This is a genomic window from Actinoplanes sp. CA-030573, from assembly GCF_050951115.1.
Taxonomy (GTDB): Bacteria; Actinomycetota; Actinomycetes; order Mycobacteriales; family Micromonosporaceae; genus Actinoplanes.
Genome location: NZ_CP192038.1, coordinates 1399770 through 1413356 on the forward strand (window position 1 = coordinate 1399770; position 13587 = coordinate 1413356).

The following is a 13587-nucleotide window of genomic DNA, read 5'->3' on the forward strand; positions in this document are numbered from 1 at the left end:
ACGCTGTAAAGGGTGACCACCGATTTCACCGGCGGCGGCGACCCGAGGCGCACGATCGAGCTGCTGTGGGACGTCCGCGCGGACGACGCCGCCCGCCGTCCCGGCCCGAAGCCCCGCTTCACCGCCGCCGAGGTGGCCCGCGCCGCGATAGCCGTGGCCGACGCCGACGGCCTGGGCGCGCTCTCCATGCGCAAGGTGGCGGAGGGGCTGGGCGTTAGCGCGATGTCGCTCTACACCTACGTGCCCGGCAAGGCCGAGCTGATCGACCTGATGCTCGACAACGTCCTGGCCGAGATCCCCCGCCCCGGCGACCCTCTCGGCCCGGAGGGCGCCCCTCGCCCCGACGATGCTCTCGGCCCCGACGGCGCCCCTCGCCCCGACGACGCTCTTGGCCCCGAGGGCGCCCCTCGCCCCGACGACGCTCCTGGCCCCGACGGCGCCCCTCGCCCGGACGATGCGCCCGGCGCGTGGCGGGGCCGGCTCGAGCGCGTGGCCCGCGACAATTGGGCCCTTTATCTACGCCACCCCTGGCTGCTGCAGGTGGCGACCAGTCGCCCGCCGCTCGGCCCCAACGTGATCGCCAAGTACGACCACGAGCTGCGCGCCGTGGACGGCATCGGCCTGACCGACATCGAGATGGACCTGGCGGTGCAGCTCGTAGGCGACTACGTCCACGGCGCCGCCCGCACCGCCGTAGCGGCCATTCTGGTAGCCCAGCGAACCGGCCTGACCGACGAAGAATGGTGGGAAAAGGCCGCCCCCGCCCTCGAAAAGGTCCTCGACCCCGCCGCCACTCCGACGGCTTCCCGGGTAGGGTCCGCCGCCGGCGCCGAATACAACGCCGCCGCCGACCCGGCCCGGGCTTTCGAGTTCGGCCTGGCCCGCCTGCTGGACGGCATCGCCGCCCTGATCGACACGCGCCGCTGACCGCCAACCAGCGTGCTGACCGCGAGTGCCAGGTGGCGGTGTGCCAAGAACAGCGCGGCGGGCGAGCCACGAGAGCGGTGGTGGCCGTGGGACGTAGGGGCGCCCAGCCCGGCTGCCGCTCGGGCGCCGGGCTCGGCTGATGGTCAGAGGCTGGGCGGTGGTTGGAGGGTTTCCGAAGGCTGCGCCGGTGGGCGGAGGCTGCGCCGGTGGGCGGAGGCTGCGCCGGTGGGCGGAGGCTGAGGCGGTGGGCGGAGGCTGAGGCGGTGGGGGAGTCTGAGGCGGTGGGCGGAGGCTGAGGCGGCGGTCAGAGGCCGAGGCCGCGGCGGCCGATCTCGTTCAGGTCCTCGGCGTGGAAGCGGTTGGGCCACTCCCGTTCGTAGTGCTCGGCCGGGAAGTCGCTGGGGCTCTCGCCCTTCAGGAAGGCGTCGCGCACCTTTTCGGCGTAGGCCTCGTTGCGCGGGCACCACGGGGCGGCCGGGATGTACATGACGTTGCCCCAGCCCTTCTGGGCCTCGACCGGGGCGACGCTGTGGATCATGTCGCAGTGCCACCAGACCGAGTCGCCGGCTTTGACGTCGGGGATGCCGGACAAGGCCTCCATTAGCGGGGCGTGCCACTTGTGGCCGGCCGGGAAGACCTGGTTGACGGTCACGCCGCACATGTCGTCGTCGGGGACGTCGCTCAGCAGCGGGCGCAGCATCAGGTAGGCCATCGCCTCGGGGATCGGGACGGTGTGCAGCACGCCCTGGTCGTGGTCCATGTCGGAGAGCGCGGTCCAGCCCTGGAACGTGCGGAATGCCGAGCACATGGTCGAGCCCGGATATTGCGGGCCGTCGGTGCGGTGCGCGGCGTCCCACGGGTCGTACTGCTCGACGCTGCCGTCGAACAGGTGCCGGAACGCCTGCTGATAGGCCCGGGTCATCCACAGGTCGAGCGTGCCCGGGTCGAGGTGCGTGCCGAGGCCGGCCGAGTCGGCGCCCTCGGGGCGCCGCCGGATGCGGTCGGGGTAGAGCGAGTCGCGCGCCGGGTCGAACCAGCGCTCGCCCTCCGACTCGAACGTCCACCGCCGGTTCAGGAACTCCTGCACGGTTGCCATGCGCTCGCTCTGCCGGGCCTGCATCTGGGCCGGCGACCAGTAGATCGGGTAGATCTCGGGCTTGGAGCCGACGCTGCCGAAGAAGTCGTCGCCGGGACCGCGGTAGTTCTCGAAGAAGTGGTTGCTCTCGACGTAGTCGACGATGTCGCGATCCCACCCCAGCGCCTGCTCGCGCTCGAAGTGGCCGCGCACCACCAGGCAGCCGCGGCGCCGGAGCAGCGCGACCTGCTCGGCCGGGACGGTGCCGGCGGCGATGTCGGCATAGTCGATCACCGGCCAGACCGTCTCGCCCCGGCGCCGGGCCGCGACGATCTCGTCGATCGCGGTCTGCACCCGCCGCTCGACGACCGCGAAGACCTCGTCGACCGTGCGGCCGGAGGCCGCGATGCGCTCGCGCAGGGCCGCCTTGACCTCGCGGGTCGCCGCGGCCAGGTCGGTCGGCGTCTCTTCCCAATGGGGCAACAAGGCTGGCGTCGGCACGGCTCCTCCTTCTAGTCAATGTTCCTTACTTGAAAAGACTGTAGGGCGTGGCGTCTTTCAAGGCAAGGGTCCTGCCTAGAATTGGCACGTGGACTCCGCGAAGCCGTCGTTCGACCTCGTCCGCGCGCTGACCGACGAGCACGTGCTGCGGGCGCTGATGCGCCACCGCCGGCTGACCCGGGCCGAGCTGGCCGCCGAGACCGGCATCTCGAAGCCGACGGCGGGGGAGAGCGTGCGCCGGCTGACCGAGCGGGGGTTGGTGGCCGACACCGGCGAGCGCACCCCGGGCGGGCGGGGGCGGGGGCGGGTCGGCACCTATTACTCGCTGTCCGCCGAGGTGGGCACGGCCCTGGCGATCAGCATCGGGCCGGCAGGTGTGACGGCGCTGTGCCTCGATGCGTACGGCGAGGTGGTGCATCGCGCCGAGCGGGAGGTCGGCCGCCCGGCCCGCCCGGCCCGGGTCGCCGCCGCCCTGCGCGAGGTCGCCGTCGAGGCCGGCCGGGCGGGAAACCCGGCGGCAAACGCGGCGGGAAGCCCGGGGGGAAGCGCGGCGGCCGGCCGGGCGGGAAGAGCGACGACCGCTCGGGCGGCAAGCGCCGGCGAAGACCGGCGGCCGGGCAAGCCCCGGATAGCGGTGGTGAGCGCCGCCGACCCGGTCGACCGCGACTCCGGCCGCCTCGTCCAGCTGCCCGACTCCCCGTTCCTGGTCGGTGAGCTCGACCCGGTCAAGGTCCTGGCGCCCCATGTGGACGGCCCGATCGTGGTCGACAACGACGTCAACTGGGCGGCCCGGGCCGAGCGCCGGCACGCCGGCGGCGAGTTCGCGTACCTCTTCCTCGGCGAGGGCCTGGGCTGCGCGATCGTCGGCGACAACGAGATCCGGCGCGGCGGCGCGGGCCTGGCCGGCGAGATCGCGCACGTCATCACGGTCGGTCCGGGCGGCCGGGCGGTCCCGTTCATCGAGATCTTCGCCGAGCTAGATCTGCGCCGCGCCGGCTCGACGGCGATCGACGTCGACCACCTAAAAACCCATAAATCGGAAATGTCGGAACCGCTGGCCAATGCGATCGCCGGAGTGATCGCCGCGACGATCGCCCTCGCCGACCCGGCGCGGATAGTGATCGGCGGCTCCTGGGGTCCGGAGCTGCTCCCGGAGATCCAGGAAGCGGTCGACCGCCTTCCCCGCCGGCTCCCGGTCTGGGCGGCGACCATCACGACCGAGCCGTCCCTGACCGGCGCCCGGGAGTACGCCACCGACCGGTTACAGTCCGCAATCGTCGGATAACCAGATAGATGCCAATCTTGCTCGGCGGCTTCCGCTGACCCCCTCGGTCACTGCATGATGATCGCGGGGACACGATGAGTGATCTAGGCCTGCCGACGCATGTTGTGACCGAGATCGACAGCCCGATCCGGGAGACTCGTCTGACCGCGGTCGACGAGCTGTCCCGCATCGCGAGTGGCGCCGACCTCGCGATGGCGGCTGCCGCCCGCCGCGCCCTCGAGGGCCTCACCCAGGACGACAGCCGCAGCGTCTCGGCCGCGGCCGCCGGCGCCCTCGAGCGCACCGCGATCCGCCTGCGCCCCGACCGGGTCGACTTCGGCGAGATCGCGCACGGCACCCCGCGGGTGGTCGCCGATGTGCTGGTCGAGGGCCCGCCGCTGGCCACCGCCACCGCCACCGTCACCGTCTCCGGTCCCGGGCTGCGGGCCATGCTCGCCGGCCGCCAGCTGCGCATCCTCTGGCAGCCGCGGTCGGAGTGGCTGGACGGCTCGGTCACCGTTCGCGGCCCGGCCGGCTGGGCCGACGTACGCGTGACCGGCCAGGTCCTGACCACCACGCCGCCGATGTCCCGGATGGGCGTCGAGGCCCAGATGCGCGCGGTCGACGGCCTCAGCACGTACGGCCCGCCGCGCGTCACCGTCCTGCCACCCCCGCGCGAGCACCGCCGCCGGGTGGGCGCCGCCGCCCTCATCGCCGGCCTCACCGCGCTGGTCGTCCTCGGCGGCGTCGGCGTGGCGTTCGCCCTGGTCGACCGCCCGGACGGCAACCGGCAGGCGGCCCTGGTCGAGGCGCCGGCCACGTCCGCGGCGGTGGGCGTCGGCGAGGCGCCGCGCACGGCCACCCCCGAGGCCACGATCGCCACCGAGCGGCTCGCGCACCGGATCGTCAGCGTCGCGAAGCCGGCCGTGGTCGGGACGATCAGGGTCGGCAACGAGCCCGAGGGCATCGCGGTCTCGCCCGACAGCCGGACGGTCTACGTCGCCAACCAGGGCCAGCGCGTGCTCTCGGTGATCGACGCCGGCACCCGCAGGGTCACCGCGACGCCGTTGCGGAACACACCACGGTTCGTGGCCGTCTCCCGGGACGGCCGGGCCGCGTACGTGTCGATGTACGAGAACGACAAGAAGACGGGCAGCGGCGTGGCCGTCCTCGACACCGCGGCCCGCACGGTCGACCACTACCTGACCACCGGGCCGCAGCCGTACGCGTTGTCGGTCAGCCCGGACGGCAAGGTCTGGGTGCCGATCCACTCGAGCGGGCGCATCGAGATCTACACGGCCGACAGCCGGACCGAGGTCGGCCGGATCGCGGTGCCGCCCAACCCGCACGCGATCGGCTACGCCGGCGACCTGTTGCGGGCGTTCAGCGCCAACCACGAGTCCAACGTGGTCGCCGTCGTCGACATGCGCGACAACCGGCTGCTCCGGTCGGTGCCGGTCAGCAAGGCCCCGCACAGCCTGGCCGTCTCGCCGGACGGGCGGCGGGTGCTGGTCGCCGGCTTCGAGGCGAACGCGGCCGATCTCATCGACACCACCACGCTGAAGCGGACCGGGCCGTTCCCGGTCGGCCGTCAGCCGCAGAGCGTCGCCTTCTCCGCCGACGGCGATCACGCGTACGTGGTGAACGAGGGCGACAACACGATCTCGGTGCTCGACGGGCACACCGGGAAGCTGACCGCCACGGTGAAGGTGGGACGAAGCCCGCGCACGGTCGCGGTCTCCCCGGACGGCCGGCTCGCCTATGTCTCGAACGGGGACGACGACACGGTCTCGGTGTTGCGGGTGGGGGAGTGAGCCGTCGGTCGCGGGCCGCCGACGAGGTCCTCGTGCGGCAGGTGTTCGAGGAGCACGGCGCGGCGCTTCTCGCGTACGCGTCGAGGTTGGTCGGTGATCGCGCCCGCGGCGCGGAAGTGGCGCAGGAAGCCCTCGTCCGCGCCTGGCAGGAGCCTGCCATTCTGGAGGGACCGGCACGGGCGCGGCTGTTCACGATCGTCCACGGCATCGTCGGCGCCGGTCCGGAACCGGGCGCGATGGCGCTGCTCGGCGCCATGGAAACGCTCGAGCCGGAGGACCGCGATGTGCTCAACGCGCTCTACTTCCAGGGTCGCGACGTGGCCGAGGCGTCCGAGTCGCTCGGCGTGCCGGCCGGCGCCGTGAAGACGCGCAGCTATCGCGCTCTCCGGCAACTTCGCGAGGCGGTGGCCGGGTGAGCGAGCACGAGACGGAGCTGCTGGGGGCGTACGTCCTCGGTGTCCTCGATCGTCAGGAACAGGACTCGGTGCGTGCCCATCTCGACGGATGCGCACCCTGCCGCCGCGAGGTCGAGGACCTGCGCGAGATGGAGGCGGCGCTCGGTGAGCTGCCCCCGGAGGCGTTCCTGGAGGGGCCACCGCCCGACGGTGAGCTGTTGCTTCACAAGACGCTTGCGGAGGTACGCGGCCAGAGCCGTCGCCGGGCGTGGCGCAACCGCGCGCTGCTGACCGCCGCGGCCGTGCTCGTGGCGCTGGTGGCGCTCGCCGCCGGCACGCTGATCGGGCGCGGCACCGCCTCCTCCGGCTCACCGGTCGCGGCCGCCACCACCACGACGTCCACCCCGGGCACCCGCACCGGCTCGGCCACCGACACCGGGACCGGCGTCGCGATGAGCGCCACCGTCCGTCCCGCCGTCGGCTGGGTCCGGGTCAGCGCCACCGTGACCGGCGTTCCCCCAGGTGAGCAGTGCCGGCTCTTCGTCGTGGCCGCCGACGGATCGCGCGAGCCGGCCGGCAGCTGGCTCTCCTCGGCCTCGGGAACCACCACGTTGGACGGCGCCGCGCTGATGGCCCCAGCCGAGGTCGCGGGCGTGCAGGCGGAAACCTACGCAGGACAGATCCTCGTGGCCGTTCCGATCTAGGAACCGCGCACATATCATCAGAGTGTGACCGGTCAATATACACAGCGTCATCAAGGCTGGTGGGCTCCATGACCGCCGCTGGGTGGGTCGCGTTGGCCATCACCATCTTCGGCGCGTTCGCCTATGCCGCCGCGTCGATCCTCCAGGCCGTCGGCGCCCGCCGCTCGACGAGCACGGTCAAGTCCCTCGGCCATCCCCTCTACCTGCTGGGCACCGGCTTCGACCTGCTCGCCTGGGTCGGCTCGATGATCGCCCTCGGCACGCTCGCGGTCTACGTGGTCGAGTCCGTCCTGGCCGGCTCGCTCGCGATCACGGTGGTGGCCGCCCGGGTCATCCTCAAGTCGCGGCTGCGCACCATCGACGTGCTCGCGGTCGCCGTCGCCGTCGCCGCCCTGACCGTGCTGGCCATGTCGGCCGGCCCGCAGGAGAGCGTGGCCGCCTCGACCGAGCTGCGGCTCTGGTTCTGCGGCGCGGCCCTGACGATCGCGCTGGCCGGCTGGGGCGCCACCAGGTTCGCGCCGCCCGGCGTGGTCGCCGGTCTCGCCGGCCTCTGCCTCGGCGGCGCCGCGCTGGTCGGGCGCGCGCTGACGTTGCCCGGCGACGGCTTCGCCTCGGCCGCCCTCGCGCTCGTCACCGAGCCGCTGGTCGCCGCCCTGCTGGTCTTCGGCGTCACGGGCATGATGCTCTACGCGAACGCCCTGCAGCGCGGCCAGGTCGGCCCGGTCACCGCCGTCCTCTGGATCGCCGAGGTCATCGCCCCGTCCTTCGTCGCCGTCATGTTCCTGGGCGACACCGTCCGCCCCGGCTGGGCGATGCCCGCGATGATCGCCGGCCTGGTCACGGTCGGCACCGCGGTCGTGCTGTCCACCGCCCCCGCCAACAAGGCCACCGCCCTTCCCGCCGAGCCGGCCCCGCCGGCCCTGCCCGCCGCCGAGCGCCCGGCCCTCCCGGCCGCACCGGCGCCGGTCCCGCAGTCGGCACCCGCTCCGGCGCCGCCCGCCCGCGTGCCCGCCCCCTCGCACAGCGAGCGGGTGATCTGGTGGGGTCCGCCACCCATCTGGGTGCCGCCGGAGCGGGTGCGCCCCGCGCTAGCCGGCCACCAGGCTCCGGCGCTGACCTGGGCGCCGGCCGAGCGCCGGCCGATGTGGACGCCGCCGCGTCCGGCCGACGCCGACTCGGTGACGGTCACCGACCCGTTCGCCGCGACCCCGTTCGCCACCGAGGTGCTCGAGCCCGAGCCCGCGCCCGCCCACCCCTGGCACGACCTGTAGTCGTCGGAGCCCGGCGCGGCGTCGGCTGGGCGTTCCGGGTCAGCACTGCCAGAGGCGCGGACCCTGGTTGGCGGTCGCGTCGTGGGCATCGTTTTGGGCGATCCCGACCACGACCCCGTCGTCGGAGACGGCGGCGGCCTTGGCGGTCAGGCCCTTCGGCACGGTCAGCACGGCCGGGCCATCGTCGCGCAGGACGTAGCCGCTCGCGACCACCCAGCCCTTGGCGTTGACCATCTCGCCGGGGCCGACGCCGTCCAGCGCCGGCGGCAGATCGGCGTTCTCCGGCGTCGCGAACTCCTTCATCTCGCCGGTGCGCAGGTTCCAGCGGACCGCGGCCTGGCGCGGCCAGAAGCCGCCGGTCACCCAGTCGCCGCGGATCGCGCGCGCGGCTGACTGCTGTCCGGCGGCCTGCTTCAGCTTGGTGCCATGACCCTGCTGGTCCCAGACGTACGCGAGATCGGCCGAACCGTCGTTGTCGCTGTCCACGTCCCCGACGATCCGGCCGGCGTCGTCGATGTCGCTGATGCCGGCGTTCTTCGGCAGCGGCAGCTTCGTCGCCTTGGTCGAGCCGGCCTTCCACAGTACGGCGATGGCGCCCTTGCCCTCGATGTTGGCGCTCGGCTCGGCCATCATGACCACGTCGCCGGCGGTGTTGATCCGGGGCCAGGGATAGACGTGCCAGCTGCCGGGCGGCGTACGCAATCGGGTGTATTTGCCGTTCTGCCAGCGGAAGGCGTACTCCGAGGTCCCGTTCGCCACGAGGCCGGCCACGACGCCGCTGGAGTTGACCGCGTCGAGCTCGACCGACTGACCCACCATCGGCAGCGCCTGGGGCTTGCCGTCGGTCCACAGCACCGGGTGGAAGTTCTGCCCGACCGTTCCATTGCCGACGATGAAGCGCCCGGTCGGATCGATCCCGGTCGGCGTCACGTTCTTCATCCCGGCCGGCACCGGCAGGGTGCGCACCGGGCACGCGGCCGGCGGCGCCGCCGAGGCCGGCGCGGACGGCGACGGCTTGACCACCACGCCCACCACCGGGGCCGACTCGCGCGCCTCCCGCAGCAGGATCGACGGCACCGTGACCAGCAGCGCCATCGCCACCGCCGCGCCGAGCACCGCCCGCCGCCGCTTCTGCCGCCGGCGGCCGTCGAGCAGCAGCGCGCCCACCTCGAGGCGGGTCGGCGGCACGTACGCCGACTCGAGCCGCGCCCGCAGCTCCCGCTCCTCGTCCACGCCGTTCACGCCTTTCCCTCCGAGAGCCGGAACTGGTTTCCGTCCGAAAGCCGGAACTGGCCGGGGTCGAGCAGGCCGCGCAGGGTGGCCAGGCCGCGCGAGGACTGGCTCTTGACGTTGCCCACCGAGCAACCGAGCGCCTCGGCCGTCGCCTCCACCGACAGGTCCCCGAGGAAGCGCAGCACCAGCACGGCCCGCTGACCCTTCGGCAGCGAGCGCAACGCGGTCACCAGCTCGTCGCGGGCCTCGATCGCATGCTCGCCGCCGGTGGCGATCTCCGGAACGGCGTCGCCGAGCAACACCTTCGACCATCGGCGGCGGCGTTCGTCGAGATAACGGCGGACCACGATCCGATGCACGTACGCATCGAGGTTGTCCGCCCGCCGGGCCCGCTTCCAGCTCAGGTACAGCGAGGTCATCGCCGCCTGGACGATGTCGTCGGCCTGGTGTGCGTCGGAGCAGAGGAGATACGCGAGCCGATGCAGTCGGGGCAGCCGCACCGACACATACTCGACGTACTCCCGCTCGTGATCGGGCCGCATCCCGGCTCCCCCTGTCCCCCCGGTGGTCCACCATTCACGTCGCGGCCGGGACGGTGGAAGGTTGCATGGGCATTCAGCCGAATATTGACAGCCTGCTCGGCGACGTTCGGCCGTTCGACGGGAACCAGCACCACGGTGCCGCCGGCCCGGCGCAGTGCGGTGGCCAGCGCGACCGTCCGGGCGCCGAAGCCGGACTACTCAGGCTCGGCCTCGTTGTCCTTTGTCGAAGCCCATGTGTTGAATTGAGTGTTGCTGTCGCCGATCTGTACGCCGCTCGAACCTTGCACTTTGATGGTGGGTCGGCCGGACCGCTGTGGCGGCATCGTGTTATCTGGAGTCGGGACGGATGGGTGCTGTTCCCCGGCCTTCAGGTCTTCCACCAGATGCCGCTTCACCGTCGGCGCGGTGAGGCTGTTCGGCGAGCCCGGATCGAGAATCGAGAAGTGATCACCGGGTAGCACCGCAGCGTGCGGAAAGCTGCTCTGAGCCGTCACCCGTCCAACGACCTTGTCGGTCTGGCCGGCATAGACATGGATCGGAATAGGGCACTCCCGGTTGCTTACCGCCGTCGCGTGGACGACCTGGTTCAACACCGTGCGGCGGGCGGCGGCCACGCGCTCGTCCAGCGTCCGCAGTGCACGCGCCTGAGGGTGCTGACCGAACCTCAGCACGGCCCGGATCGAGCGGGCGTAGTCGGTGCCTTCATGCGGGCAAACGAGCAACACCACGGACCGGATCCGGGCCAGTTCGGCCCCGCGGCCCTCGTTCAGCATCCAGGCCAAATACCGCAGCAGGATGAGGCCGCCCTGGCTGTGCGTCACGATGGCGACGTCGCCCCGCAGTTCCGGCTGTTGGAGGAAAGGCCGCAGCGATTGTGCGATGTCGTCGTAATCCGGAATGCGGACGGGCCAGAGCGGCAGGGAGTATTTGGGTGATGCGTAACCGAACCGATGCCAACGCAGCCCGGCCAGATCCAGGTCGTCAGCCAATACCTCGGCCAATCGATCCCATGTCCGCGGCGAGGACCAGAAGCCGTGGATGAAGACCACATTGCCCTCGGTCACCGAACCTCCTAGTGATAGCTGCGCATGCCCGTTATCTCAGCCGCTCGCCAGATCCGCGCCGCCCGAGCGGTGGCGACGTCGATCGCTGCTTGGGAGTCGTCCGGTAGCCGGGCTGCCACCACGCGACTGACCAACGTGGGCAGCCAGCCTTCATCGTCCGGCGATCGGGACGGAGCCACGACTCCGAGGTATTGCCTTCGCAGCGTGCGGGGAGCGATAACTGTGATCATCCGACATAGATGATCATACTGGGCAACGATGGCGACCGGGCGATCGTCTCCGAAGTGACCTTCCAGCTCGGACCGGAGGAAGTTCGTCACGGTATCGATCGACCTTCGCTCTGCCCTGATGGCCTCGGCCGGCACGCCCTTTTCGATCAGCTCGCGCCGCATCAACTCGGCCTCCGGCATGCCGGAGAACACCACTCCGGGAGCGGCGTCGGACGACCAAGGCGCCCCCTTGCGGTCGATCGGTGACTTGTAACCCGAGCACACTACGCGTCCGCCCTTCGGGCCGGCGATCTCTCGGTAGAGTTCGGCCGCGACCGTCACCCGGTCGATTGCTTCCGGGGTCAGCCCGAAGCCGGACTCGTCCCGCCCGCGGCCCGGCACGAGGACATGTGCCACCGCATCGAGCCCGAGTCCCTCGGTGCCGGCTACTATCTGAAAGCTCACGGGCACCATCATCCAGCACGCCCGGCCTGCCGTCGGTATTCCCTGGCCAGCGAGCTCTTCAGGCTCTGGTGGCGGAAGACGAAGTGATTGCCGTTCTGTCGCAGCAGGTTGGTGCGGTGGCAGGCTCGGAGGAAGTCCTCGAGCCATAACGGAAGCCGTCCTCGGTAGACCAGCCAGAGATGAGCCGCTTTATAGGGCGCCCATTGATTCCAGAAGAACTCCGCCGCCAGGACGCCCACCAAGACGGAGAACAGGCCGGCAAGGCCCGACGGCGGATCGAAGAACCGCCAGAAGAGCACGTAGCCGAGGCCGAGCACGACCAGCGACACCGTCACCATCAGAATGCCGGATTTGGCGTCGTTGTGAATGACCTTGAGGGGGTGCGAGGTCCGGGCGCCGCGCGAAGCGTCCAACCGGCGGCTACGACTCAGGATGAAGGCTGCGCTCCGGCCGGCGACATGGGCGACGACGCGCGCTATGACCGTCGACGCCACCGCGGCGGCTACGAATTGGTCGAGCGAATATCCGATAAGCCAGTCGATCGATCCGCGGAGGATCCAATAGACCGTGGTCGCGGTGACATAGCCGGCGGCGACCAGTGCCAATCCCCACAACAACTTGCGGCCGTGCTCGCGCAAAGCGCCGTCCTTGACGATGGACGGCCGCAGTAGCGCCGGCTTCGCCGGATCCTGCTCCGCGATGATGTAGCCGAGCCGAGCCGCGTCGTCCGGTCCCTTCCAACGACCGATCGAATATCCTCGGGCGAAGCCAAAACCGAACATGACGCCGGCCAGGAGGAAGAGAACCGGGGGTGCGGGAGGCATGACGCCTAGCCAACCCAGGAACCCGGCCGAAGCGCCGAGAGCGATGACGGCGACGAGCGCGATCCATAAGAGTGGTGCATAGTCTCTCAAGTGCCAGAACGCGATGGCGCGGCCAGCCGACCGATGCGCGAGAAACCCCAGCCACCGCTGCGCCCGCCCGGTATCGAACTCCCTGCTCGGCGGATTCAGTGTCTCGCCCTGCGCGGCATGGCGTTCAATGACCGCTCGGACCACGTCGCGCAGCAGATATTCCTCGACCTGTGCGGGCGTCTCCATCGTATTCAGCCGGGACAACGTCGACATGGGGTTTCCGGCTCGCAGGACCGTCTTGGCCAACCAGGCGTTCAAAGGGGAGGAGAGCGCGACGCGAACCGGTGCCGCTGATTCGCTGGCGGCCGCATCGACCACCTGTTCCCACTCGGCTCGGAGCGCCGAGGTCGGAGGCGGCCGTTGCAGCATGTAGTGCCGGATCTCGTCGTCCGCAACTCCCTGCAATGCGATCACCGCGGCATCCGACAGAACATTCTCCAGATCCCAGGAGCCGGTTCTCGGCCGGATCCCCGTGATCACCGCGGGCCGCCCATGGGTGAACATCCTCAACTCCTGGACGGTTCGCGGGTTGGCGACGACCTGCAGCTCATCGAAACCATCGAAGATCGGGATGATTCGCCGATCCCACAATTGCCTGACGGCAGAGTTGTAGGCCTTTCCGCTCAGGCCGTAATCGTCCCGCAGGACTTGGGCCATCCAGGGCCGGAGGCGCTGCCCCGGTTCCCACGAGTGCAGGCGGAAGATAACCGCACGAGCCTCTCCCTGCTCGGCCAGGAGTTTGATGAGCCGCACCGCAAGAGTGGTCTTGCCGGACTGTGCCTCGCCCTCGATGATCAGATGTCCGCCTTCGGCGATGTGCCGTGCCAGGTCGTCGTCGGTGCGCAGGCCTTTGGGCGAGCTCAGTTCGACCCATGGCACCTGCATGTATCCCCACTCGGTCAGGGCGTCCCACTCAGCGTCGGCCGACTGTTCGAGTTGTCGCGCCACCTCAGCAGCCGCCGTCTCCGACGAGAGATCTCCGCGCAGCCAGTCGACCATCCCGTGGTAGATGTTGACCATGAAGTTGTGATCGCCGATCTGGACGCTGCGAGAACCGGCAACGGAGATATCGGGATGGGGCTCGCCCCTTGAATCGAACTGCGACCCGCCTGGTGATCCGGAGTGCGCCACGGCCTCAAGGCTCGATGTCCGGTGTGGAGAATGGAATGGCCGTTCGGCTAAGTTATCCGGCACCTTCACCCGTGTGAC

The 13587-nt window shown here is 70.9% G+C and carries 12 protein-coding genes; 6 read left to right on the forward strand and 6 right to left on the reverse strand.

Translation table 11 applies throughout. The features are described from left to right. The first annotated feature begins 12 nt into the window (after positions 1–12). Positions 13–927 carry a TetR/AcrR family transcriptional regulator C-terminal domain-containing protein gene (locus ACQP2F_RS06440; protein WP_433301563.1) on the forward strand — a complete coding sequence of 305 codons (915 nt, stop codon included), beginning with the start codon at positions 13–15 and terminating at the stop codon, positions 925–927. A 304-nt stretch (positions 928–1231) separates the two neighbouring features. On the opposite strand, the gene ACQP2F_RS06445 is transcribed toward ACQP2F_RS06440, so the two are convergent. Beyond that, positions 1232–2503, reverse strand: a complete 1272-nt coding sequence (locus ACQP2F_RS06445; protein ID WP_433301564.1) for a DUF1479 domain-containing protein — start codon at positions 2501–2503, stop codon at positions 1232–1234. Positions 2504–2591: 88 nt separating this feature from the next. Between ACQP2F_RS06445 and ACQP2F_RS06450 the strand changes: the two genes are divergently transcribed. The 5 genes from ACQP2F_RS06450 to ACQP2F_RS06470 all read left to right on the forward strand — a co-directional run bounded on the left by ACQP2F_RS06450 (position 2592) and on the right by ACQP2F_RS06470 (position 7951). Continuing rightward, entirely contained in the window at positions 2592–3788 is a 1197-nt protein-coding gene (locus ACQP2F_RS06450) for an ROK family protein (RefSeq protein ID WP_433301566.1), read from the forward strand. 74 nt (positions 3789–3862) lie between these two features. Continuing rightward, on the forward strand, positions 3863–5581 hold the full coding sequence (locus ACQP2F_RS06455; protein ID WP_433301567.1) for a YncE family protein: 1719 nt from the start codon (positions 3863–3865) through the stop codon (positions 5579–5581). After that, entirely contained in the window at positions 5578–5997 is a 420-nt protein-coding gene (locus ACQP2F_RS06460; protein ID WP_433301569.1) for a sigma factor-like helix-turn-helix DNA-binding protein, read from the forward strand. The genes ACQP2F_RS06455 and ACQP2F_RS06460 overlap by 4 nt, the downstream gene beginning before the upstream one ends. After that, complete coding sequence (locus ACQP2F_RS06465; protein WP_433301571.1) at positions 5994–6680, forward strand: anti-sigma factor family protein; 687 nt, start codon at positions 5994–5996, stop codon at positions 6678–6680. Before ACQP2F_RS06460 ends, ACQP2F_RS06465 begins: the two co-directional genes overlap by 4 nt. A 68-nt stretch (positions 6681–6748) precedes the next feature. Continuing rightward, positions 6749–7951 (forward strand): hypothetical protein, encoded by a 1203-nt coding sequence (locus ACQP2F_RS06470; RefSeq protein WP_433301573.1) that lies wholly within the window; start codon positions 6749–6751, stop codon positions 7949–7951. Positions 7952–7990: 39 nt separating this feature from the next. Here ACQP2F_RS06470 and ACQP2F_RS06475 read toward each other — a convergent pair whose 3' ends face one another. The 5 genes from ACQP2F_RS06475 to ACQP2F_RS06495 form a co-directional block, all read right to left on the reverse strand. Further along, positions 7991–9193, reverse strand: a complete 1203-nt coding sequence (locus ACQP2F_RS06475; protein WP_433301574.1) for a hypothetical protein — start codon at positions 9191–9193, stop codon at positions 7991–7993. Further along, entirely contained in the window at positions 9190–9726 is a 537-nt protein-coding gene (locus ACQP2F_RS06480) for a SigE family RNA polymerase sigma factor (protein WP_433301575.1), read from the reverse strand. The genes ACQP2F_RS06475 and ACQP2F_RS06480 overlap by 4 nt, the downstream gene beginning before the upstream one ends. A 194-nt stretch (positions 9727–9920) precedes the next feature. Beyond that, positions 9921–10790 carry an esterase/lipase family protein gene (locus ACQP2F_RS06485; RefSeq protein ID WP_433301576.1) on the reverse strand — a complete coding sequence of 290 codons (870 nt, stop codon included), beginning with the start codon at positions 10788–10790 and terminating at the stop codon, positions 9921–9923. A gap of 8 nt (positions 10791–10798) precedes the next feature. Further along, entirely contained in the window at positions 10799–11464 is a 666-nt protein-coding gene (locus tag ACQP2F_RS06490) for a YdcF family protein (RefSeq protein WP_433301577.1), read from the reverse strand. 8 nt (positions 11465–11472) lie between these two features. Further along, the gene (locus ACQP2F_RS06495; RefSeq protein ID WP_433301579.1) at positions 11473–13578 is read right to left on the reverse strand and encodes an NACHT domain-containing protein; all 2106 of its coding nucleotides are present in this window, start codon (positions 13576–13578) and stop codon (positions 11473–11475) included. Positions 13579–13587: the final 9 nt, after the last annotated feature.